Source organism: Microbacterium sp. BG28, from assembly GCF_034044005.1.
Lineage (GTDB): Bacteria > Actinomycetota > Actinomycetes > Actinomycetales > Microbacteriaceae > Microbacterium.
This window is the reverse complement of record NZ_JAXCHA010000002.1, coordinates 1002441-1025680: the sequence shown is the minus strand read 5'-3', so window position 1 is coordinate 1025680 and position 23240 is coordinate 1002441. Positions and strand designations below refer to the sequence as shown.

Below are 23240 nucleotides of genomic sequence, written 5' to 3'. Positions count from 1 at the left end.
AGGAGATATCGCATGAACCGCACAGCACCCCTCGCCGGGATCGGCGTCCTCGCCGTCGCCGGCCTCGCCCTGACCGGATGCTCCGGCTCGACGACGCCGTCGGACGGCGGAGCCGTCACCATCACGTACACCAACTTCATCTCGGCCGGTGGCAACGAAGACAACCTGCAGAAGATCGTCGACGCGTTCGAGGCGGAGAACGCCGGCATCACGGTCGAGGTCACGACGCTGCCGTACGCCGACTACTTCACGGCGCTGCAGACGGACCTCGCGGGCGGCACCTCGTCGGACGTGTTCGACATCGAGTTCGCCAACTACGCCGCCTACCAGCAGAGCGGAGTGCTCGCGCCTCTCGAGGGCGTCGACACGAGCGCCTACCAGACCTCGCTCGCCGACGCGTACGCCACCGACGGGACGCAGTACGCGCTGCCCAGCTCGTTCTCCAACGTCGTGCTGTTCTACAACACCGACCTCTTCGATGCGGCGGGCCTGGAGTACCCGACGTCGGACTGGACGTGGGCGGATGAGAAGGCCGCAGCCGAGAAGCTCACCGATGCCTCCGCCGGGGTGTGGGGCGACTACCAGCCCATCTCGTACCACGAGTTCTACAAGGCCGTGGCGCAGGCCGGCGGCGAGTTCCTGACCGCCGACGGCGAGCTCGGATTCAACAGCCCCGAGGGGATCGCGGCAGCCGAGTGGCTCGTCGGCAAGAGCGGCACCACGATGCCGACCGCCGAGCAGGGTGCGGGCACCCCCGACTTCGACAGCGGCCTGTTCGCGGGGGGCAAGCTGGCGATGTGGCACAGCGGCATCTGGATGTTCGGTACGCTCGCCGACGCCTCGATCGGCTGGGACATCGCCGTCGAGCCGGGCGACACCCAGCACGCGAGCGCGCTGTTCTCGAACGCCGTCGCCGTCTCGGCAGGCACGAAGAACAAGGAAGCGGCGACGAAGTTCGCCGAGTTCCTGACGAGTTCGAAGACCACGGTCGACACGCGCCTGGAGGCCGGATGGGAGCTCCCGCCGATCGCCGACGAGACGGCGCTGTCGGCCTACCTCGACATCACTCCGCCGACCAACCGCCAGGCCGTGTTCGACTCGCTCGAAGAGGTCGCCCTCGCGCCCTCGATCGGCGACGGCCAGGCGGAGATGCAGGACATCGTCACCGAGGAGCTGACCGAGGCTGCCGCCGGCCGCAAGACGGTCGAGCAGGCGCTCACCGACGCCGAGACCCGCATCACGCCGCTGCTCGGCTGACACCCGCCCTCTGACCGGGGGCGGAGCGCCCGCCCCCGGTCACCGCGACTTCCACGGAACGGACCCATGACCACGACACCCCGCGTCGATCTCGGCGCGCTCCTCGACCGCTCTCGCGCCGTCATCACCTCGCTCCAGGAGCCCAACGGCGCCTACCCCGCCTCGCCGTCGTTCTCGGCGTACCGCGGGTACTGCTGGTTCCGCGACGGATCGTTCATCGCCGACGGCGCGTCGGCCGCCGGCGAGGTGGCTTCCGCATCCGCGTTCCACGACTGGTGCGCGATGGTCGTGGACCTGCACGCCGACCGCATCCGCGACATCGTCGAGGCGGCCGACGCCGGTACGCCGCTCCCGGACGAGCACATGCTGCCCGCGCGCTTCACCTTCGACGGCGGTCTGGGCGCGGACGACTGGTGGGACTTCCAGCTCGACGGCTACGGGACGTGGCTCTGGGCCGCCGCCGCGCACGCGGAACGTCACGCGATCGACCCCGCGCGATGGGGCGATGCGGCCGCACTCACGGTCGAGTACCTGCTCAGCTCCTGGGAGCGCCCGTGCTACGACTGGTGGGAGGAGCACGACGAGGCTGTGCACGGCTCGACGCTCGGCTGCATCGCGGCAGGTCTGCGCGCCGCCGCGGACGCGGGCCTGGTGACCGGGGAGCGCGCCGAGCGCGCCCGGGCGGGAGCCGAGGACGTGACCGCGCGCCTCGAGCGCGACGCCGTGGTCGACGGGCACCTCGTCAAGTGGATCGGTTCGGACGCCGTGGACGCGAGCCTCAGCTCGCTCATCGCCCCGCTCGGCGTCGTGGATCCGGCCTCGCCGCTCGCAGCGGCGACACTTCAGGCGGTGTCGGATCAGCTCGAGGTCGACGGCGGCGTGTACCGCTTCCGCGCCGACACCTTCTTCGGCGGCGGCCGTTGGCCTCTGCTGTCATGCTTCCTCGGCCTCGCCTACGCCGCGGTCGGCGATCGCGCCGAGGCACGGCGCCTGCTGGAATGGGCGGCGTCCACAGCCACCGACGCGGGAATGCTGCCCGAGCAGGTCGACGGGCACCTCCTCGCTCCCGAGCACCGCCAGGAGTGGATCGACCGGTGGGGACCGGTCGCGACGCCGCTGCTGTGGAGCCATGCGATGGTGCTGCGCCTGGCCGCAGAACTCGGCGTCGACCGTGCGGAGATCGCGGCATGATCCGCCATCGGCCCTCCGGTTCGGGGCATCCGTACTCCGACGACACCGAGCAGCGCAGTCCGGTGCAGCCGGTCGCGGGCCAGAGCCTGCGGCTCGGTGTGCGCACGTCCGGCGACATCGACGACGTGACCCTCGAGCTGCATGTGGACGGCGAGGACGCCCGCTCGGTGCCGCTCACGCGCGTCGCGCGATCGTCGCGCGGCCAGGCCGTCGACGGCGGTCATCTCGCCTCGGCGCAGGCCCGGACGGCCCGCGCGGCCGGGGGCTGGCAGGTCGAGCTCGATGCCCCCGCTGCGCACACCGTGCTGCGCTATCGATTCGCCGCCACCGGTGCGGACGGTCGCATCCAGCGCACGCGCTGGTTCGAGACCCGCGTCGCCGGATGGCGCCCCGCCCCCGCGGGCGCGCTCGCGATCGAGGGCTCTGCGGTCGCGGTGCACGAGGGGATCGAGGTCCTCGACGACGGCGTGCGTGTACACCGCGTGCGCTTCGTGCTCCCGCTCGAACCCGGCGAGCACGTCACCGGGTTCGGTGAGCGCTATGACGCGCTCGATCACCGCGGCACGCGCCTGGACTCGGTCGTGTTCGAGCAGTACAAGAGCCAGGGCGCACACCGGCGCACGTACCTGCCGATGCCGTTCGCGCACGTCGTGGGCGGGCAGGGGTGGGGATTTCACGTCCGCACGTCGCGTCGCGTGTGGTTCGACATCGGCGAGACGTCGCCGGAGCGTCTGACGGTCGAGGCCGAGGTGGATGCGGCCTCCACCGACAGCGACGTGCTCACGCTCGCGCTGTATGCGGGCACGCCCACCGCGGTGCTGGATGCGTTCCTCGGTGAGACCGGGCGTCCCCGCGCGCTGCCGGACTGGGTCTTCGGGCTCTGGGCCAGCGGCAACGAGTGGAACACGCAGTCCGAGGTCGAGCGGCAGATGGCGCTGCACCGCGAGCACGGAGTTCCCGTGCGTAACGTGGTGATCGAGGCGTGGAGCGACGAGAAGAGCTTCACGATCTTCCGCGACGCCGAGTATCGGGTGCGCGAGGACGGCGGCCCGATGCGCCTGGCCGACTTCACGTTCCCCGCCGAGGGCGCATGGCCCGACCCCAAGGGCATGGTCGACGCGCTGCACGCGCACGACGTGCGCGTGCACCTGTGGCAGATCCCGCTGATCAAGCTCCGCCCGCATCCGAGGGGACAGGCCGCCGCCGACGCCCGCGCCGCGCTCGCGCACGACGTGCTGATCCGCGAGACCGCGCCCGATGGGACGCTGCGCCCGTATCGCAATCGTGGATGGTGGTTCCCGCTCTCCCTCATGCCCGACCTCACCGACGACTGCGCCGCCGACTGGTGGACCGAGAAGCGTCGGTATCTGGTGGAGGAGGTGGGGATCGACGGCTTCAAGACCGACGGCGGCGAGCACGCGTGGGGCGAGGACCTCGTGTACCTCGACGGCTCGTCGGGCGGCGCATCGAACAATCGCTTCCCCGTGGTGTACGCCGCGGCCTACGGCCGGCTCCTGGAGTCGGCGGGCAAGGCGCCCGTGACGTTCAGCCGCGCGGGCTTCACGGGCTCTGCGGCGCACGGCGCCTTCTGGGCAGGCGACGAGAACTCCACGTGGGAGGCGTTCCGCTGGTCGATGCTTGCAGGCCTGTCGGCCGCCTCGTGCGGGATCGTCTACTGGGGCTGGGACATCGCCGGATTCTCCGGGCCGATTCCCGATGCCGAACTCTACGTCCGGGCGATGGCGGCGAGCGTGTTCGTGCCGATCATGCAGTACCACTCGGAGTTCAACCACCACAAACTGCCCTCCAACGATCGCACGCCGTGGAACATCGCCGAGCGCACGGGTGACGCCGACGTGATCGGAGAGGTACGCGGGCTCGTCGAGCTGCGCGAGCGCCTGATCCCCTACCTGGCAGCCTCCGCCGCCTCCGCCGTCGAGACGTCGGTGCCGCTCATGCGCCCGCTGTACTTCGACCACCCCGACGACCCGCGGGTGTGGGAGCACCCGCTGCAATGGATGCTGGGGCCCGACCTGCTCGTCGCCCCGGTACTCGAACCCGGCGCGACGGCATGGGACGTCTACCTTCCCGTGGGCGAGTGGATCGAGGCCCGCACGGGCGCGTCGTGGACGGGGGGTCGAGTGGTCACGGCGGACGTATCGTCGCGTACCTCCGTCCCGCTGTTCGTCCGCGCCGCCGCGTGGCCCGCGCTGTCCGAGGTTCTCACGGGCCGGGGCTGACTCGCGGGAGACGGACGCCGGTGGGCTCGGCGGACACAGACTCCGGGGTTCACCCCAGGGAGTACCGGCGAGGGCTCGGCGCCGGCTGATCGACGCCGGCTCTCGCCGTCACGGCCGGAGCGACGCGACGAAGTCGAGCTTCTCGAGCACCGGTTCTGGCAGGGCGAACGGGTAGAAGTCGCTCTTGCCCATCGAGCGGTTGATCATGTTGAGCGCGGTGGCCAGCGGCATCCAGACCTCGGTCACGACGTCGCGGAACGTGTTGAACGCGTCGAGTCCTGGGAACGTGACTAGGCCGTACTGGTCGGCGGTCTCGAGCGTGTCCGTGATGTGCAGGAAGTGGGCCCACGTCTCGGCGAAGTCCTCGTAGGGGTGCATGGTCGCGTACGTCGAGATGTAGCGCGCCTGCCAGTCGGCCGGCGGCCCCTCGGAGTAGTGACGGTCGATCTCGGCCTGGTAGTCGGCGCGCTCGTCGCCGAACAGCGCGCGGGCCTCGGCGGAGCGGTCGGTGTTCTCCACGAGCAGCCACTCGATGTAGTGCCCGACCTCGTGTCGGAAGTGTCCGAGCATGGTGCGGTAGGGCTCTCCCAACTGTTTCTGCACCTTGACCCGGTACGCGTCGTCGCTCTCGGCCAGGTCGATCGTGATGACGCCCGCGTCGTGGCCGATGACGACGTTCTCCTGCACGCTCGAGAGCAGATCGAAGCACAGCCCCTTCTCGGGGTCCTCGGCCTTCCCGATGACCGCGAACCCCAGTCGGTCGAGCTCGAAGAGCAGCCACCTCTTCGCGCGCTCGGCCACCGGGTACTGGGAGAGACCGACGAGGTCGGCGTCGTTGGGTCGCACCCGCGTCAGCTCGCACGCGGAGCACTGACCGCCCTCGACTGCGGCCAGCCACGTGCAACCGGACAGGTCGAGGTTGCGGCACACCTGCCACACGGTCCCGGAAGCATCCACGTACCGGCCCGTGTCGTCGACCGGGACGATCTCGCCCTCCGTGCGGGAGAAGCCGAGCGGGGTGCCGCACGACGTGCAGACGGAGTTCTCGAAGTACAGGGCGTTTCCGCACACGCGGCATCGGAAGGCTTTCACCCGGAAAGCGTGGCAGAGCGAACAGCCCGGTGGCGCGGGCTTGCGGTCCCGAACCGCGGTCCTCGTGAGGGGGACTCCGGGCCTCAGCGCACGAGCGCGAAGCCCCCGGTCCAGCTGAGCTTCTCTCCGGCGGCGAGGGTGAGCTGCAGGAAGCCCAAGGCCTCGAGCTCGTGCGCGCGAGACAGCGAGCCGGCGTCGATGGCGCCCACGCCGCCGGCCTCGACGGCAGAGGACAGGGTCTGCTTCGCTGCGGCGTCGTCGCCCGCGATGAGGACGGTCGTCGCCTGGTCGCCGATCTTCTTGGAGGTGAGCGTGCCGGCGAACGTGGTGTTGAACGCCTTCAGCACGCGCGCGTTCGGCAGCTTCGCCTGGATCTCGGCGGCGGCCGAGCTGCCGGCGGGAACGGTGAGCGAGTCGAAGGTGTCGAAGTCGAGCGGGTTGCTGATGTCGACCACGATCTTGCCGTCGAACTGTGCGCCGTACGCGTCGAGGATGCCCGCCACAGCGGGGTAGGGCACGGCCAGCACGACCACGTCGCCGGAGAGCGGGGCGGCGCCGATCTGATCCTTGGCGATGTACGTCACGCTGCTTCCGCCGTCCGCGAGCACGCCGCCGATCGCGTTGGCCATGTTGCCCGTGCCGATGATGCTGAACTCCGTCATGAGATGTCCTCTCCTCGCACCTACGGCACCGACGATCGTCCCATCCGGCCGCCGGCGCAAGCGTCTCCGCGGCATTCATACGCACTCGATCGGCTCCGCGGCGCAGACCTGCACGTGAGGTGCCGGATGCAATCCCGTCATCCCATGCCGACGGGATTGACGTGCCCGAGTCGTCCGCTAACCTGAACCCACACACACGACACGGGGTGCCCCACGGGGCTGAGATCACACCCGTCGAACCTGATCTCGTCAGTACGAGCGGAGGGATGTCGCACATGACGCGCGCGCCAGAGAACCTGATCGAATCCACCATCCAGGCCTGGGGGGCGGTGCGCGAACGCGGCCCGCTCGTGCAGTGTCTGACCAACGCGGTGGTCACGGGCTTCACCGCCAACGTCCTTCTCGCCCTCGGAGCCGCGCCCGCGATGGTCGACATCCCGGATGAAGCCGGAGCGTTCGCGCGCATCGCTTCGGGGGTCCTGGTCAATCTCGGCACGCCCGGCTCCGAGCAGCGTGAGGCGATGCGCGAGGCCGTGGCGGCCGCGCGCGACGCGGGCACTCCCTGGGTGCTCGACCCGGTGGCGATCGGTGTGCTTCCGGTGCGTACCGCGCTCGCCGCCGAGCTCGCCGCCGCGGGTCCCGCGGTCGTGCGCGGCAACGCTTCCGAGATCATCGCGCTGGATGGCTCGGGCGCCGGCGGCCGCGGAGTCGACGCGACGGACGGCGTTGAGGATGCGGTCGCCGCCGCCCGGCGCATCGCACAGGCCACCGGTGCGATCGTCGCCGTCTCCGGCGCGGTGGACGTGGTCACGGACGGCGCCCGCGAGGTGCGGCTCGGTAACGGCGACGCGTTGCTGACACGCGTCACCGGTGGCGGATGCGCCCTCGGCGCCGTCATGGCCGCGTTCGCCGGCGTCGACGAGGACCGTCTCGCGGCGGTGATCGCCGCGGTCACGGTCTACAACGTCGCCGCCGAGGTCGCCGCGGAGCGCTCCGCGGGACCGGGTGGCTTCGCCGTCGCGTTCCTCGACGCGCTCGCCGGCCTCGACGCCGACATGGTGCGGAGCCGGGCGGTGATCGCGTGAACGCGGATCTCTCGCTGTACCTCGTGACGGATGCGGGCATCGCCGCGGCGGCGGGCCACGACATCGTCGACGTGGTGCGCCAGGCGACGGCGAACGGTGTCACGGCGGTGCAGCTGCGCGAGAAGGACGCTTCCGCGCGCCATTTCCTCGACACGGTGACGCGGGTGTCGGATGTCCTGCCCGAGGGGGTCGCGCTGCTCGTCAACGACCGCGTGGATGTCTTCCTCGCCGCCCGTCAGGCGGGGGTGCGCGTGTCGGGAGTGCACGTGGGACAGACCGATCTTCCGCCGGGCGCGGTGCGCGCACTGATCGGCGATGACGCGATCCTTGGTCTCAGCGCCGCCACTCCCGAGCAGCTCGCCGCCGCATCCGGCGGCGACGCCGTGGACTACGTCGGCATCGGTGCGCTTCACGCGACCGCCACGAAGCGCGATGCGCCGCCACCGTTGGGCCATGAGCGGTTCGCGCGGCTCGTCGCGGCGAGCGCGCTGCCGGCGGTGGCGATCGGCGGAGTCTCGGCGGCCGACCTGGGTCCGCTGCGTCGAGCCGGCGCCGCGGGCGCTGCCGTCGTCTCTGCGATCTGCGGAGCGGGCGACCCCGCGGATGCCGCTCGTATGCTGCGCGCGGCATGGGATGCGGCATGAGTGCCGTGCGCGCCGTTCCGCGGGTGCTGAGCATCGCGGGAACCGACCCGACGGGAGGTGCCGGCATCCAGGCGGACCTGAAGAGCATCGCCGCGAACGGCGGGTACGGCATGGCGGTCGTCACCGCGCTCGTCGCGCAGAACACGCACGGTGTGCGTTCGGTGCACGTGCCGCCGGTCGCGTTTCTCGCCGAGCAGCTCGATGCCGTCTCCGACGATGTGCGGATCGATGCGGTGAAGATCGGCATGCTCGCCACCGCAGAGGTGATCGAGACGGTGGGCGCATGGCTCGGCCGCGTCCGCCCGCCGGTCGTCGTGCTGGACCCGGTGATGGTCGCGACCAGCGGCGACCGCCTGCTGGATCCGGATGCGGAGGAGGCCCTCCGGCGCCTGCTGCCGCTCGTCGACCTCGTGACCCCGAACATCCCCGAGCTCGCGATCCTCTCGAGCGCGCCTGCGGCCACCGCCTGGGTCGACGTGCTCGCGCAGGCGGGCGCCGTCGCGCGCGAGCACGGCGTGCGCGTGCTCGCCAAAGGCGGACATCTGTCGGGGGAGCGGTTGCCGGACGCGCTCGTCGAGATCGTCGACGGCGAGGTCGCCAGCACCGAGTTCGCCGGTCTCCGCATCCGCACCCGCAACACGCACGGCACCGGATGCTCGCTGTCGTCCGCGGTGGCGACCCGCGCGGCCGCGACCGGGGACTGGGTGCGGGCGACGGCGGAGTCGAAGAGGTGGCTCACCGAGAGCATCCGCCACGGCGTCGAGCTCGGTGTCGGATCGGGCAACGGGCCGATCAGTCACTTCGCGGGGCTCTGGGAACGCGGCGGTCTCGACACCCGACCGAGCACGCACGAGGTCGAGGCCACGTGGTGGGCGGACATCGCCGGCATCCGTGCCGAGATCGATGAACTGCCGTTCGTGCGGGGGCTGGGTGAGGGCACCCTCGAGAGGGACGCGTTCCTCGGCTATCTCGCCCAGGATGCGCTGTACCTGCGCGACTATGCCCGCGTCCTCGCCGATGCCGCGCGCCGTGCGCCGGACTCCGCGGAGCGCGCGTTCTGGGCAGGAAGCGCGCAGAATGCGATCGTCGGCGAGCTGCAGCTGCACGATCACTGGCTCGCGGGCGAGCCCGGCGTCGGGGCGCGTCCCGATGCGGTCACGACGGCCTACCTCGACCACCTGCTGGCGACCTCCGCCCGCGGCGACTACCGCGTGCTCATCGCGGCGCTGCTGCCCTGCTACTGGATCTACCAGGACGTCGGAGAGCGATTGCAGACGCGGTCGCACGAGGGGCATGCGTATCGCGCCTGGCTCGACACCTACGCAGATCCGGACTTCGCGCACGCCACGCGCCGGGCGATCGAGATCGTCGCCGGGTCCGCCGCGGGAGCCGATGCGGCGACCCGGGCGGCGATGCGCGACGCGTTCCTGGCATCCGCCCGTCACGAGCTCGCTTTCTTCGCTGCGGACAGAACGGCGGCCCGCGGCGACGGAGCATCACCCGGTTGAGGACCGGGTCACCGCGATGCGGCGGCGACGAGCCGAAGAGCCGTCAACCGGTCCGCGGCGCGGGCGACCGCCTGCAGGGTGGCCGCGAGTGTCGAGCGGTCACGTCCCGCGACCCACGCCGAACCGTTCGCGGCTCGGTACTCGATGAGCGTGACCGCTTGGGCATCCGCTCCCGATGTGAGCGAGCTCTGGTGGAGCGAGAGGATCTCTACTGAGATGCCGCAGTCGGCCAGCGCGCGCACGGCGGCCTCGACCGGCCCGAGGCCGGTGTGGGAGCAATGGTGCACGTGGTCGTCGACGCGCACGATCATCTCGGTCGAGGCTGTCCCCTCGTCGATGTGCACGGCCTCGAGCTCGATGCGCGATTGCTGCGGATCGCTCAGGTAGACGTCGGTGAACAGCGACCAGATCGCCTCCGCCGTCACCTCTTCGCCCGTGGTGTCGGTGTGCCGCTGCACGTGCCGCGAGAAGTCGATCTGGAGGCGGCGCGGCAGGATGACGCCGTACTCCGTCTCGAGCAGGTAGGCGATGCCGCCCTTGCCGGACTGCGAGTTGACGCGGATGACCGCGTCGTAGCTGCGTCCGATGTCCGCGGGGTCGATGGGCAGATAGGGGACCCGCCAGGCGATCTCGCGCTCGTCGCGCCCCTCGGCCGCAGCTCTGGCGCGGTGCTCCGCGAAGCCCTTCTTGATCGCATCCTGGTGGGTGCCGCTGAACGCGGTGTGCACGAGGTCGCCGACATACGGATGGCGCGGATGCACGTCGATGCGGTTGCAGTATTCGACCGTACGGCGGATCTCGTCGATGTCGGAGAAGTCGATCATGGGGTCGACGCCCTGCGCGTGGAGGTTCAGGGCGAGAGTTGCGATGTCCACGTTGCCCGTGCGCTCGCCGTTGCCGAAGATGCAGCCCTCGACGCGCTGGGCGCCGGCGAGGACGGCCAGCTCGGCGCAGGCGACGCCGGTTCCACGATCGTTGTGCGGGTGCACGGAGAGGATCACCCCGTCGCGGCGGGCGAGGCGCGTGTGCATGTACTCGATCTGGTCGGCGTAGACGTTGGGGGTGGCGATCTCGACGGTGGCGGGCAGGTTCAGGATGACGGGGCGCTCGCAGCTCGCCTGCCACAGCTCGGTGATCGCGTCGCACACCTCGATGACGTAGTCGGGCTCCGTCAGGTTGAACACCTCGGGGGAGAACTCGAAGCGGACGTTCGGCAGGTGGCCCGCGAGTTCCCACACGTCCCTGCCGCCGGCGAGGATCAGCTCGCGCAGCTCGTCGCGGTCCTTGTCGAGCACGGTCGTGCGCCAGACCGGCGCCGTCGCCGTGTACATGTGGATGACGACCTCGTTGCGGATGCCGCGGATCGACTCGACGGTCCGTTCGATCAGATCACGCCGCGCCGGCGTGAAGACGACGATCGTGACGTCGTCGGGCGCGAGGTCGGAGTCGGCGATGAGGCGCACGAAGTCGTAGTCCGTCTGGGAGGCGGACGGGTAGCCGACTTCGATCTCGGTGTAGCCCATGCGCACCATGAGCTCGAAGAACCGGCGCTTACGAGCCGGGTCCATCGGTTCGGCCAGGGCCTGGTTGCCGTCGCGCAGGTCGACGGGGACCCACAGCGGTGCGGTGGTGATGCGGCGGTCCGGCCAGCGGCGTTCCGCATCGGTGAGGGGCACCTCGACGCGCGAGTAGGCGTCGGTATAGCGATGCGACGGCATGCCCGAGGGGCGCTGTCGGTTCCAGGCGGGGGCGGAGATGGTCATGGTCGGAGGTCCTCAGGTCTGGGGGAGGCAGACCGGCGCGGTGTTCGGCTCCACGACGGGAAGCCGGTCTGGCTACGCCCCGCCGTGGCGGCGAAGAAGAAGGAATCCGAGCAGGGACATGTCGGGGACGTTACCATAGTCCTCAGACAAGTTGAGGAGTTGGGATGACTCAGGTGTCGCGGACGCCACTCGCCGACCAGGCGGCGGACCTGCTTCTGACGCGCGTGCGTGCGGGGGAGTGGCTCCTGGGGGGCAAGCTCCCCGGTGAGACGACTCTCGCGGCGCAGCTGGGTGTCGGGCGCTCGACCGTGCGCGAGGCGATCCGGCGTCTGGCCGGACGCGGCGTTCTCGACGCACGACAGGGGTCGGGTGTCTATGTGACCGCCCTCGACGTTCCCGACGAGTGGGGAGATGTCCTCCGGCGTGCCGACATCGTGACCGTGATCGAGGCACGCACGGCGATCGAGGTCGAAGCCGCCATGCTGGCCGCGCAGCGGCGCACGCCCGCGGATCTCCGGGCGATCCGGCGCGCGCTCGACGCGCGGACTCTGCCCGGGCAGAGCGTCCAGGAGCATGTGGATGCCGACATGGCCCTGCATCGGGCGATCGTCGTGGCATCGCACAATGAGGTACTGGTCGAGTTGTTCGACGGTTTCGTGCCGCGCGTCCGGCGCACCATGATCGAGATGCTCCGCATCCGGCCGACGGCTTCCGAGCGACAGGATCAGGACGCGCACGCCGCGGTTGTCGAAGCGATCGCGAAACGGATGCCGGATGCGGCGGTCCGCGCGAGCCGCACGCACCTCGACGCGCTGAAGGCGGCGCTGTCCTGAGGTGCGGTCAGCCGCCGCCGGAGAGCACGAGGGCGATCGCTGCCGCCCGGTCGCGGACGCCGAGCTTGGCGAAGATCGTGTTGATGTGGGACTTCACGGTCGCGACCGAGACGAACAGCTCGGCGGCGATCTCGTGATTGTTCCTGCCACGAGCGACGAGAGTCAGGACGTCGCTCTCCCGCGCCGTCAATGCGGGGAACCGGTCGCTCAGACGCCGCGCGGGCGGCGGCACCGTCCCGGTGGCGGCTCGCACGAGGCGGGCTCCTACGTCGGATGCGAAGACCGACTGCCCTCGAGCAACGGATCGGATCGCCGCCTCGAGCTCCGCGCGCCCCGCATCCTTCGTGAGATACCCGCGGGCGCCCGCGCGCAGCGCGTCGGCGATCGAGTCGTCGTCGGCGTATGTCGTCAGCACGAGCACGGCGATTCCCGGCGCATCCCGTGTCAACCGCGCCGTGGCGTCGGCGCCGCTGAGCCCCGGCATCCGCAGGTCCATGAGCACGACGTCCGGGCGCTCGGAGAGGGCGAGGGCGATCGCCTCGACGCCGTCGGTCGCCTCACCGACGACCGACACGTCGTCGAGTAGACCGAGGATCATCACGAGACCGTCCCGCACGATCGCCTGGTCGTCGGCGACGAGCACTCTGACCGGCTGGGGACTCACCGGTGCACCTCCATCCTCACCTGGAAGCGTGACCGGTCCCGGCTGATGTCGACACGACCGCCTCGAGGGAGGGCGGCGACGCGCTCGCGCATCCCGCGCAATCCGAACCCGCCGGAAGGGGCACCGCCCGCGTCGGTCACGTCATTGGAGACGGTGAGCAGCACACGATCGGTGCTCCACCGGATGCTGACATCGACCGGATGCCCGGAAGCATGGCGCCGTGCGTTGCTGAGGGCCTCCTGCGCGGCCCGCACCAGGGCGGCTGTCTGAGCGTCGGATGGCTCCCACGGCGTTCCGTCCGTCTCGAAGGTCGCGGATCCGCCGAGGGAGCGATGCGTGCGAACCAGATCGTCGACGGCATCCATGACCGCCTCCGGCCGCGCGTGGTCATCGCGTCCGTCACCGCTGCGCAACGCCGCGACCGCCCGCCTCGCCTCGTCCAGCCCTTCGCCCGCCAGTCGCCGGGCGAACCGCGAGCGTACGAGCGCGGCATCCGTGTCGCCGCGCTCGATGAGTGCCTCGGTCGCATCGAGCTGGAGGACGAGTCCGCCGAGGGTGTGCGCGAGGACGTCGTGCAGATCGCGAGCGACGGCTGCGCGAGCGGCCTGCTCTGCGGACTCCTGCTGCTGCTGTCGCAACGTCGCCGCCTGACGCAGGAAGCGGCGCGTCTGGCGCCGGCTCGCACCGGCCAGCGAGGCGATGACCATGCCGCCGCCGAGAGCCAGCAGGGTGGGGACGCCGGGTGCCTGCCCGATCGCGCCGACCGCCAACAGTGCCGGCGCCGCGATGGAGCCCGTGATCGCGGCCCAGGCGGGAAGGGCGTCATCGGCCCACAGCAGGAGCAGGGCGACGACGACGGGCGTGAGGGCGATCCCGCCGGTGGAGATGACGGCGACGGATGCGACCACGAGCGCGACGGCCGCGAGTGCCGCGGACACCCATTGGGCGCCGCGCAGCAGCGCCGCGCCCAGCCAGGCGAGCACCGCGAGCACCCCGATCCAGGACCAGGCATCCGCGGGTCGCTCGCCCGCGAATAGCCAGAACGTCACCAGGGCTGCCCCGACCAGATGCAGCGCTGCCCGCGCCGACCGGCGCCCCGTGTTCATGACCCCATGATGGACCGCGCGGTCGGTGCTGCCGTACCGGAGCCGCCCTCAACGAGTCGGCGCGTCCGGGACTCGAGCACCAGCACCCGCATCGCACGGTTGGCAGCCAGCAGGAGCAGGATGACGCCGGCCGAGGAGGCGACGAACGCCCCGTTCGCCGCTGCGGCGACATCGATGGCGATCCGACTGGCGATCACGACCAGCCACAGCGCCATGCCCCACCATCCGGTCCGAGATTCCAGCGATGCGCCCTCCGTCCGCGCGGACGGCTGCACGACCGGCCGGATGCGGGCGATGCGTCCCATCGCCGCTCCGACGCCGAGAGAGATCGCCGCCTCGACCGTCAACGCGATGATGTCAAGGGTCGTGACGTGATCGACCGTCTGGGCGAGCACGGCGACCCCGGCGATGCCGAGCAGGATCGGCATCCGCCACATCCGACCGGATCGGATGGGCCGCCACGTCGACTGGCGGTATCCCAACCAGACGACGAGGACGACAAGGAGAAGGATGTTGAGGATCGTGGAGAAGGTCATGACCTCAGCGTCGTCGCACGCGCGGCGTCGAACGACCACCCACGGGTGGAAGCCGGGTGGAGATCGTGTGCGCTCAGACGTCGCGCACGCGGAGCGTCGTCACGGCTGCCACCGTCATCCAGGCGGTGAACACGGCCATCACTGCCAGGCCGAGCAGTGGCGGCACGCCGGTGCCGGCGGCCGTGTAGGACGCCTGGCCTGCGGTCGTCGGCCAGAAGGTCCCGGCGAACCGGCCCGCGATCCCCGGAAGGCCCGGTGCGAGGGCGGGTATCAGGAGACCGACGGTCACGACGACCGCCAGCGCCCCCGAGGAACTGCGGGTGAGTGTGCCGAACGCCAGGCCGAGCAAGGCCGACAGGACGAGGTACGCGACGGCGCAGACGAGGGCACGCACGGTGTCGCCGTCATTCGTGCTCGCCGTCGGCAGGGCGGCGGCGGCGAGCGCCGCCTGACCGGCGACGAAGCTCACCCCTACCGTGCCGACCGCCACGACCGCGGCGACAGACGCTGTCACGAGGGCCTTCGCGGTGAACAGCCCGGCGCGCCGGGGAGCGATCGCGAGGGTGCTGATGATCTGCCCCGAGGCGTACTCGCTGGTGACGGCTTGCGCCCCGAGCATGGCCATGAGCAGCTGCCCGACGAGGATTCCCTTGAAGCTGACGCCGACGGGGTCGAAGTCTCCGGGCAGCGCGGTCAGCCAGTCGGCGCTCAGGCCGCTGATGCCCAGCAGGCTCACGAGCGCGGTGACGACGACCGTCGACGCGGCGAGGATCCAGGTGCTTCGCACGCTCCGGGTCTTGATCCACTCCGATGCGAAGAGGTTCATCTCACGCCGCCTTCCGGTCGGGGGCCGTCATGCGCAGGAATGCGTCCTCGAGGGAGTCGCGCATGAGCGAGAGTTCGGATATCTCCGCACCCGCGGTGGCGGCCAGGCGACCGACCTGATCGGTGGATGCGTCTCGAACGCGCAGGGCGTCCGAATGGTCGGGATCCACCGTCGTCGGCAGTCCCGCGCCCGCGAGGATCCGGGCGAGACCGGCGGTGTCGGGTGTGCGAACGCGAACCCAGGCTGCCGTCCGGGTGGCGATGAACGTCGGCAGCGGTTCGTCGGCCAGCAGCGTCCCTCGATGGATGACGATCAGATGGTCCGCGGTCAGCTCCATCTCGCCCATGAGGTGACTCGAGAAGAGCACGGTGCGTCCCTCATCGGCGAGGTCGCGCATGAGTGCGCGCGCCCAGCGGATGCCCTCGGGGTCGAGTCCGTTGAGCGGTTCGTCGAAGATCACGATCCCCGGTGCGCCGATCAAGGCGCTCGCGATTCCCAGGCGCTGCTTCATGCCCAGGGAGAACGCTCCGGCCGGTCGGGTGCCGGCGTCGGCGAGCCCGACCATCTCCAGCATCTCGTGGGCGCGCGACCGAGGGATGCCGGCTGCGCGGGCCGTCGCCCAGAGGTGCGCGCCCGCGGAGCGTCGCGGGTGGACGGCTCGGGCATCGAGCATCGCCCCGACCACGCGTGCGGGATGAGGCAGCTCGGCCGCACGGAGGCCGCCGATGGTCGCTGCTCCCGATGACGGTCGATCGAGCCCGAGGAACATGCGCAAGGTCGTGGACTTTCCGGCGCCGTTCGGGCCGAGGAAGCCGGTCACGACGCCAGGTCTGACCTCGAACGACAGAGCGTCCACGGCGGTGATTGCGCCGTGGCGCTTGGTGAGGGCATGAGCCTGAAGGGAGAGAGGAGAGCTGAGGACCATGAGTGGCACACTACACCGTGTGGTGTAGCTTCTACACTCATCAGTGTAGAGTTGACGGCGCCGTCACAGGAAGGGGCCGCCGAATGTCCGATGCCCAGGTCAAGCCGGTTCGGGAGGGTCAGGCCCACAAGCGCTCCGCTATCGTCACCGCCGCCCGTGAGCTCTTCGTGCGCGACGGCGTCGAGCGCACCAGCATGGACGCGGTGGCGGCGCGCGCGGGTGTATCCAAGCGCACCGTCTACGACTACTACGGAGACAAGCGACGACTTCTGCTGGGCGTCGTCGAGCAGGCGGGCGAGGCGGCTCTGATCACCCTCCGCCTGCTGATCGAACGTCACCTTCCGGCGGCGCTCGCCGACGCCGACCGGGCCGGGGTCGAGCGCGCGCTGACCGCTTTCGCCCTCGACCTCGGCCGCTCCCAGCTCGCAGCCTCCGATTACGCCGCCGCCGTGCGGCTCATCACCGAGAACGAGACGCTGCTTCCAGAACTCGACGATCACCCGCTCGAAGTGGCGCACAACGGGGCGCTCGCCGAACGCCTCGACCTGTTGTCGCGAGCCGGCCTCCTCGACGCCCCCGATCCCGAACTCGCCGCCGATCACTTCCATGCCCTCACGACCCTGCGAGTGCTGAACGAGCACGGAGCGCGCCGCGCCGATCTCGAACGCGTGGACCGGATCATGGCGGACGGCGCGCGCGCCTTCCTGCGCGCCTACGCGTCGAGCGGGAACCGGGGATGACGAACGACCGGAACGACGACGCGCAGACGCGCGTCAGGCGCGCCGCATCCCTCAAGGAACGGATCTACGTGGCCTTCACCGCCCTCGCGGTGATCATCGCGTTGCGCGCTCATGAGGAGCATCCGGATGCGGGTCTCGCGCTCGCAACGCTCGCGATCACCGTCGCTGCGACCGTGTGCGCGGTCTATGTCGCCGACCTCCTCAGCCACATGGTGGTGCACTCGCGTGTGCCTGCGCGTGCCGAGCATCGGCACATGGTGACCGGCACCCTGGGCGCGGCGACCGTCGCACTCCCGCCTCTCGTGTGCATCGGGCTCGCGGCGCTCGGGTTCTATGGCGGCTCGACGGGTCTGCTGGCGGCGATGCTCATCACGACCGCCACCCTCGTCGCGATCGGTCTGCTGGCCGTGCGACGGCTCGCCGTTCCCCGGATGCAGCGCGTCGTGATCCTCGCGGGCGAAGCCGTGCTCGCGGTCGGGGTCATCGCGCTGGAACTGCTCTCCCACGGCTGAGTGCGACGCGCCGGGAAGCGCGCGGTGTGCCTCCTAGGATGAACCGGATGACCGGGTGGACGTGGCAGGCGTGGTTCGGCCTCATCGGGGGCTCGCTGATGTTCTTCGCCGTCCTCGGCCCCATGCTCCTGATCCAGATCCGCCGCTACGGCCGGCTCTCGTTCCCGAGGCTTCTGGGCGCGGCGGCGACGAGCGTCTACGCGGTGGCGCTCGTCGCCTACACGCTGCTGCCGCTGCCCGACGTCACGGCGAACTGCGGGATGAGCAGCGCGGGCATCGAGCTCGTCCCCGGTCACTCCGTCGGCGACATCCTGCGTGAGACGCAGGGCCTGTCGTTCGTCTCCGCCCTGACGAGTCGCGCCACGTTGCAGGTCGCGTTGAACGTCGCGCTCTTCGTCCCGTTCGGCATCATCGCGCGTCGCTACTGGAACCGCGGTCCCGTCGTGTCCATCGTGCTCGGTGCCGCGCTGTCGCTGCTGATCGAGACCACGCAGTTGACGGGGGTCTGGGGACTCTACGACTGCGCGTATCGCGTCGCCGACATCGACGATCTGATCACGAACACCGCCGGCGCCGCGATCGGCGTGCTCCTCGCCCCACTCCTGCTGTCCTGGATGCCGAGCTCCGGCGCTCTGCGCCGGGACCGTTCCCTGCCGCGACCCGTCACCGTCTGGAGACGCTGGTTCGGGATGGTGCTCGACGCTGTGGCCGTCAATGTGGTGAGCGGACTGCTCTCGCTGACGCTCTTCGTGCCGCAGCTGGCACTCGGAGGCGGTCGTGAGCCCTCGGAGGCCGTCGCGATCGCGAGCGTGGTCTTCGTCGGCGTGGGCACGATCTCGCTCGTCGTGGTGCTGCCCGCGGTGCGGGGTTCGGGAGCGTCCATCGGGCAGCGGCTGGTGTGGCTGACGCCGGCGTGGCCGCCGGGCCGCTCCGGATGGTGGCCGCGAGTGCATCGTGCATCGGTTGTGGCATTGCCCTACACGATCGCCACCGTTTTCGACCAACTGCCCGGCGCCGACACCGGACCGATGCAGACCGCGGTGGGCTTCGTCGGCATCGTCAGCGGGATCATCGTGCTGGTCGCCGTGGTGTCCGTGCCCTTCAGCCGTGGACGCCGCGGCCTCTCTCTCGTTCTCTCCGGCGGCGAGCTGCGCGACGTCAGGTCCTGAATACCGCGCTCTCGTCGCGCTGTCGTGAGAGCGGTTCCGGTGGATACCGTTGAGGCGTCCCTGAGATCTCGGGCACCCCGGAGGGCGCCTCTCCCGTCGTGACAGGGCATCTCGTCATCGGCCCACCCGAGGAGCGCAGAACCCCATGACGGATTTCATCGTCGATCTCGTAGCCAAGTCCTTGCTGTGGGTGCAGGGCCTCGTGCTGGCCGGACTCATCGCCGGTCTCATCGTGTACGACGTCCAGTTCGGACGCTCGCTGTCTGGCGCGCTCTGGGTCGTGATCGCGCTTCTGCTCGCCGCGGGCTGGCTCGCGGCGGCACTGGCGCGCCGGGTGACGCAGACCTGGGTGGTCGCCTCGGCGCTGAGCGTGAACGTCGTCGTGTTCGCCGCGCTGCGGCAGGAACTCCTGCCCCAGACGTCGCTCACCGTCTTCGTGGTGGCGGTGCCGGTACTGGGGTTGGCGTTGCTTCCACGCCCCTGGCCGACGGCGTCGGTCCTGTTGATGGTGCTCTTCGTCGTCGTCCCCTGCGTGATCACGGGGATCTGGCCGTCGACCCTCGCCGATGTGTTCTTCGACTACGGAACGCTCGTGGCGATGTTCCTCGTCATCGTCGTGGCAGCCTTCGGCACCCGAGCCCTGCGCCGTCACGCCGCCCGCCTGACCGCTGCGCACGGGGCGCGCGAGCAGGCGCTCGCCCGTGTCACCGACGGCAAGATGCTGGTGGACGCGGTCATCGGCACGGTCCCGACCGCGATCGCCGTCTATGACCCGGAAGGGGCGTTGCTGCTCGCCAACCCGCGCGCTCACGAGGTCGCCTGCCACGAGGGCTACGAGCTCGCGAGCCCGACCGAGCCGATCAACTCCGGTGGTGTCTTCGCCGCCGATCGCACGACACCCCTGCGCCGCAGCGATCGGATGCTGCAGGCCGTGGTCGACGGCACCGAGCTCGCGCCGACGCTCGCCTGGGTCGGCCCTCCGGGGCATCAGCGCGCCTACATCCGCTCGTCATCGAAGATCGCGCGCCCCGACGGCTCGGCGCTCGGCACACTCGTCGTTGCGGAGGACGTCACCGAGGTGCTGCACTCCGAGCAGATGCGGGACGACTTCCTGCACACCGTGTCGCACGAGTTGCGCACGCCCATGACGCCGCTGATCGGTCATCTCGACCTGCTGAGCGAGCGTGTCGCAGAGACCGACCCCGGTGCTCAAGAGCGGATCGCCATCATCATGCGCAGCGTCGATCGGATCATGACCCGCGTATCGGAGCTGTTGACCGCGGCCGACATCCGGATGGAGCTGCAGCTCAAGCCGACGGATGTCGCCGGCCTTGTCCGTGAGTGCGTGCGCATCGCGCGCCCCGTCGCAGCCGAGCGCGACCTGACGATCCGCGCCGAGGTCGCCGACGCCGCGGTCGCCATGGCGGATGCGGGCCGCATCCGACAGGCGGTAGCGGAACTGCTTTCGAACGCCGTGAAGTTCGCCGTGGAGGGCACGGAGGTGCTCGCGCAGTGCGATCGCGTCGACGACGAGATCCGGATCCGCGTCAGCGACGATGGCCCCGGCATGAGCGAGGTCGAACAGCACCGGGCGTTCGACCGCTTCTATCGCGCACCCATGGCGCATCGAGACGCGGTGCAGGGATTCGGGTTGGGGCTGTCCGTCGTGCACAACATCGTGACCGCACACGCGGGGGTGGCTTCGCTCGCACGGAGCGCGGCCGGCGGAACAGAGGTCACGATCCGCATCCCGGCCCTCTGACCGGCATCGCACCGTTGCGGACGCTAGCGTGAGAAGGCCCGGCGTCTCGTGGACGCCGGCTGCTCCACCGGAAAGGTCCGCCGCCTGTGCCACCGATGTCGCTCACTCCCGCGCAGCTCGCCGCCGTTCTCGCACCGATCGGGGAGATCGCGCACATCGAACCGCTGACCGGCGGAACGTTCGCCGCCACGTCGGCCGTGACCCTCACCGATGGTGCTCGCATCATCGTGAAGGCGACCCCGACCGATCCGCGGGGGCTCTGCCGCTACGAACGTGGGATCGCCGCATCCGAGGCGCTGGTCTACGGGATGCTCGCCGGTCACGCTCCCGTGCCCGAGGTACTGGTGACCGACTTCACCCAGTCGGTCGTCGCCGCGGACATCGTCGTCACCCGTCACCTGCCAGGGCGCGTGTGGAACGAGCTCGAACTCGACGACGCGGCCACCGCCCGCGCACGCCACGCCCTGGGCGCCCTGATGGCCGAGCTCCACCGCGTGCCCGCGCCCGCGTTCGGATACCCTGCGCCGGAGACGGGCATGCGGCGCGACGAGTGGCGCTCGGCGGTCACCGCCATGTTCGACGGCATCCTCCAGGACGCGGCCGAGTCCGGTGCCGCGCTGCCGGCGCAACGGATTCGTGCTGCGCTCTCGCGCCACGGGCACGCACTCGAGGCGGTCACTGATCCGGTCGTCGTGCACAACGATCTCTGGCCCGCGAACATCTTCCTCGACGAAGAGCTGCGGATCGTGGGTCTGATCGACACCGAGCGCGTTGTATGGGGCGATCCGCTCTTCGATCTGGTCGGGGCGAATCAGCTGGCGGAGGAGGGGGTCCAGGAGCAGATCATCGCGGGCGACACGGATGCCGGGGGAGTCCTCGCCGCCGAACTCGTCTCGCCGACGGGCTCGATCCGCCTCGCCCTCTACCGGCTGTACTACACGCTCGTCCTCGCCACGGAGATCGACATCCGCGGCTTCGAGGGCGAGTGGCTCCCGCAGTACCGGGCTTCGGTCGCTCGCCTGCTCGACGACGCCCTGCGCGATCTGGGGACGGCGGTACCGGTGGGCACGCGATGAATCGGCGATGCGTGCGCGACCGCGGGAATCGTCGGGCGAGTGGGGTGGTTGGACGCTGGTGAGCGGGCCGCGCACGAGCCACGGCCTGATGCAGAAGGCTCGGCCGAGGCCGACGCGGAGGAAAGGAAGCACGTCGATGGCACGAATCACGGTTCTCGGTGGGAGCGGCTATGCGGGCGCAGCAGTCGTCGCGGAAGCGCAGCGGCGCGGGCACTCGGTCACCTCGCTCAGCCGGACGTCGCCGACAGACCCCGTCGACGGCGTCGAAGACGTTCAGGGCTCGGTCATCGATGACGATGTGCGAGAGAGCGTGATCGCCGACCGTGACGTCGTGGTGGTGGCGCTGTCCCCGCGCGGCGACATGGCGGGCAAGGTCGAGGGCGTCGTCGCGTCGCTCATCGAGCGCCTGGCCGGCACCGCCACGCGCCTCGGTTACGTCGGCGGCGCCTCCTCTCTCCTCGTCGAGGAGGGTGGCCCGCGCCTGTGGGACATCACCCAGGAGCACATGCCGGCCGAGGTGAAGCCGGAGGTGCAGACCGGGCTCAACGCTCTCGAACTGCTCGCCGACAGCCCCGACGGGCTCGACTGGTTCTACGTCAGCCCGCCGGAGGAGTTCGGCTCCTGGCTCGGCACGGCATCGACGGGCCGGTACACGCTCGGCGGCGACGTGCTCCTGCGGGCCGCGGACGGTACCTCGACCATCTCCGCCGCAGACCTCGCGCTGGCCATCCTCGACGAGATCGAGACGCCCGCTCACCACCGGCGGCGCTTCACCGCCATCGGTTGACCCGGACGGCCGGTCTCATCCGACGGCGGAGGGACCGGCCTCGGCGAGCACGCGGCGGATCTCCGTCACGATGAGCTCCGGCTGGTCGAAGGGCACGTTGTGCCCCGAACGGCGCGCCGGCACGAGGCGGCCGCCCAGCTGCCGCGCCGTTGCGGCGTGCGCCCGGTTGATCTCCCGCCGACGGCCGCGTTCGCCGACTCCGGCGCGTGTGCCGGTGATGACGCTCGCGCCGATGCCGTGGAGCGCCTCGGCATGTGCCGGATCCTCGCGCAGTGCGGACAACGAGGGGAGGAAGTGCCCCAGCTCGGGCGCCATCGTGTGCTCCAGGGCGGCGAGATCGCGTCGCAGCTGCGCCTTCACCGCTGCCGGCTGCGCCCGAAGCGCCCGGCGACGTAGCAGAGCGATGCTGGCACGCGCGCTGAGGGAGGAGAACCGGGGAGGCCGCGCCGCCATCTGCTCGGCAAGAGCGGGGGTGAAGTAGGAGTCGATGTGCTCGTCGGTCTGATCGACGAGCACGAGAGCGCGCACATCGAGCACGCGCCGTGCGGCGAGCGTGCGCACGATGGGCCCGCCCCAGCTGTGTCCGACCAGGATCAGGGGGCGCCTCTCAGGAGCCAGCAGAGCGCCCAGATCATCGGCCAACCGGTCGAGGGTGCGCGGTGCCGCATCCGCCTCGCTCTCGCCGATCCCGGCTCGGTCGTAGCAGATCGTCCTCGCGACGCGGGAGACGGCGGGAAGCACGCGACCCCACGCGGCGCTCGAGAAGCCCATGCCGGATTCGAAGACCACGGTCGACGGTCCCGAACCCGCGCGACGGAGTGTGAGCGACCGGCCATCGGACAGGAGGCGCGTGTCCGGCTCT

General features: G+C 70.6%; 22 protein-coding genes and 1 riboswitch. Of the genes, 13 read left to right on the top strand and 9 right to left on the bottom strand.

Annotation, left to right across the window (positions count from 1 at the left end):
- The first annotated feature begins 12 nt into the window (after window positions 1–12).
- The 3 genes from SK224_RS10880 (at window position 13) to SK224_RS10870 (ending at window position 4688) form a co-directional block, all read left to right on the top strand.
- Complete coding sequence (locus SK224_RS10880; protein ID WP_320434679.1) at window positions 13–1257, top strand: sugar ABC transporter substrate-binding protein; 1245 nt, start codon at window positions 13–15, stop codon at window positions 1255–1257.
- A 66-nt stretch (window positions 1258–1323) separates the two neighbouring features.
- A complete protein-coding gene (locus SK224_RS10875; protein WP_320434678.1) occupies window positions 1324–2448 on the top strand; it encodes a glycoside hydrolase family 15 protein in 1125 nt (374 codons plus the stop codon).
- Window positions 2445–4688, top strand: coding sequence for a TIM-barrel domain-containing protein (locus tag SK224_RS10870; protein ID WP_320434677.1), 2244 nt, complete (start codon window positions 2445–2447; stop codon window positions 4686–4688). Before SK224_RS10875 ends, SK224_RS10870 begins: the two co-directional genes overlap by 4 nt.
- Window positions 4689–4796: 108 nt before the next feature.
- On the opposite strand, the gene SK224_RS10865 is transcribed toward SK224_RS10870, so the two are convergent.
- Together SK224_RS10865 and SK224_RS10860 are read right to left on the bottom strand one after the other, a co-directional pair.
- Complete coding sequence (locus tag SK224_RS10865; RefSeq protein WP_320434676.1) at window positions 4797–5780, bottom strand: putative zinc-binding metallopeptidase; 984 nt, start codon at window positions 5778–5780, stop codon at window positions 4797–4799.
- Window positions 5781–5863: 83 nt separating this feature from the next.
- Entirely contained in the window at window positions 5864–6442 is a 579-nt protein-coding gene (locus SK224_RS10860; protein WP_320434675.1) for an NADPH-dependent F420 reductase, read from the bottom strand.
- A 192-nt stretch (window positions 6443–6634) separates the two neighbouring features.
- A riboswitch (TPP riboswitch) is annotated at window positions 6635–6726 on the top strand.
- Between SK224_RS10860 and thiM the strand changes: the two genes are divergently transcribed.
- From thiM to SK224_RS10845, 3 genes are all read left to right on the top strand, one after another.
- Window positions 6718–7527, top strand: coding sequence for a hydroxyethylthiazole kinase (gene thiM, locus SK224_RS10855; protein ID WP_320434674.1), 810 nt, complete (start codon window positions 6718–6720; stop codon window positions 7525–7527). (Overlaps the previous riboswitch by 9 nt.)
- On the top strand, window positions 7524–8171 hold the full coding sequence (gene thiE, locus SK224_RS10850) for a thiamine phosphate synthase (RefSeq protein WP_320434673.1): 648 nt from the start codon (window positions 7524–7526) through the stop codon (window positions 8169–8171). The genes thiM and thiE overlap by 4 nt, the downstream gene beginning before the upstream one ends.
- Window positions 8168–9679, top strand: coding sequence for a bifunctional hydroxymethylpyrimidine kinase/phosphomethylpyrimidine kinase (locus SK224_RS10845; RefSeq protein WP_320434672.1), 1512 nt, complete (start codon window positions 8168–8170; stop codon window positions 9677–9679). Before thiE ends, SK224_RS10845 begins: the two co-directional genes overlap by 4 nt.
- Before the next feature lie 8 nt (window positions 9680–9687).
- On the opposite strand, the gene SK224_RS10840 is transcribed toward SK224_RS10845, so the two are convergent.
- Entirely contained in the window at window positions 9688–11442 is a 1755-nt protein-coding gene (locus tag SK224_RS10840) for a 2-isopropylmalate synthase (protein ID WP_320434671.1), read from the bottom strand.
- A gap of 164 nt (window positions 11443–11606) precedes the next feature.
- Between SK224_RS10840 and SK224_RS10835 the strand changes: the two genes are divergently transcribed.
- On the top strand, window positions 11607–12275 hold the full coding sequence (locus SK224_RS10835; RefSeq protein ID WP_320434670.1) for a FadR/GntR family transcriptional regulator: 669 nt from the start codon (window positions 11607–11609) through the stop codon (window positions 12273–12275).
- Window positions 12276–12282: 7 nt separating this feature from the next.
- Here the strand turns inward: SK224_RS10835 and SK224_RS10830 are convergent, their stop codons facing one another.
- The 5 genes from SK224_RS10830 to SK224_RS10810 all read right to left on the bottom strand — a co-directional run bounded on the left by SK224_RS10830 (window position 12283) and on the right by SK224_RS10810 (window position 16332).
- Window positions 12283–12939: a response regulator transcription factor gene (locus SK224_RS10830; protein ID WP_320434669.1), complete on the bottom strand. Its 657-nt coding sequence runs from the start codon at window positions 12937–12939 to the stop codon at window positions 12283–12285.
- The gene (locus SK224_RS10825) at window positions 12936–14045 is read right to left on the bottom strand and encodes a sensor histidine kinase (RefSeq protein WP_320434668.1); all 1110 of its coding nucleotides are present in this window, start codon (window positions 14043–14045) and stop codon (window positions 12936–12938) included. Before SK224_RS10825 ends, SK224_RS10830 begins: the two co-directional genes overlap by 4 nt.
- On the bottom strand, window positions 14042–14581 hold the full coding sequence (locus SK224_RS10820) for a hypothetical protein (RefSeq protein ID WP_320434667.1): 540 nt from the start codon (window positions 14579–14581) through the stop codon (window positions 14042–14044). Before SK224_RS10820 ends, SK224_RS10825 begins: the two co-directional genes overlap by 4 nt.
- Window positions 14582–14654: 73 nt before the next feature.
- Window positions 14655–15407: an ABC transporter permease gene (locus SK224_RS10815; RefSeq protein WP_320434666.1), complete on the bottom strand. Its 753-nt coding sequence runs from the start codon at window positions 15405–15407 to the stop codon at window positions 14655–14657.
- Window position 15408: 1 nt separating this feature from the next.
- On the bottom strand, window positions 15409–16332 hold the full coding sequence (locus SK224_RS10810) for an ATP-binding cassette domain-containing protein (protein WP_320434665.1): 924 nt from the start codon (window positions 16330–16332) through the stop codon (window positions 15409–15411).
- An 83-nt stretch (window positions 16333–16415) separates the two neighbouring features.
- Here SK224_RS10810 and SK224_RS10805 point away from each other — a divergent pair, with 83 nt between their 5' ends.
- From SK224_RS10805 to SK224_RS10780, 6 genes are all read left to right on the top strand, one after another.
- Window positions 16416–17072, top strand: a complete 657-nt coding sequence (locus tag SK224_RS10805; RefSeq protein WP_320434664.1) for a TetR/AcrR family transcriptional regulator — start codon at window positions 16416–16418, stop codon at window positions 17070–17072.
- On the top strand, window positions 17069–17584 hold the full coding sequence (locus SK224_RS10800; RefSeq protein WP_320434663.1) for a hypothetical protein: 516 nt from the start codon (window positions 17069–17071) through the stop codon (window positions 17582–17584). Before SK224_RS10805 ends, SK224_RS10800 begins: the two co-directional genes overlap by 4 nt.
- A 47-nt stretch (window positions 17585–17631) precedes the next feature.
- Window positions 17632–18753, top strand: coding sequence for a VanZ family protein (locus tag SK224_RS10795; RefSeq protein ID WP_320434662.1), 1122 nt, complete (start codon window positions 17632–17634; stop codon window positions 18751–18753).
- 145 nt (window positions 18754–18898) lie between these two features.
- On the top strand, window positions 18899–20515 hold the full coding sequence (locus SK224_RS10790) for an ATP-binding protein (protein WP_320434661.1): 1617 nt from the start codon (window positions 18899–18901) through the stop codon (window positions 20513–20515).
- A gap of 95 nt (window positions 20516–20610) precedes the next feature.
- Complete coding sequence (locus SK224_RS10785; RefSeq protein WP_320434660.1) at window positions 20611–21591, top strand: phosphotransferase family protein; 981 nt, start codon at window positions 20611–20613, stop codon at window positions 21589–21591.
- A 136-nt stretch (window positions 21592–21727) separates the two neighbouring features.
- Entirely contained in the window at window positions 21728–22378 is a 651-nt protein-coding gene (locus SK224_RS10780) for an NAD(P)-dependent oxidoreductase (RefSeq protein WP_320434659.1), read from the top strand.
- A 15-nt stretch (window positions 22379–22393) separates the two neighbouring features.
- Here SK224_RS10780 and SK224_RS10775 read toward each other — a convergent pair whose 3' ends face one another.
- Window positions 22394–23167, bottom strand: coding sequence for an alpha/beta hydrolase (locus SK224_RS10775; RefSeq protein ID WP_320434658.1), 774 nt, complete (start codon window positions 23165–23167; stop codon window positions 22394–22396).
- Window positions 23168–23240: the final 73 nt, after the last annotated feature.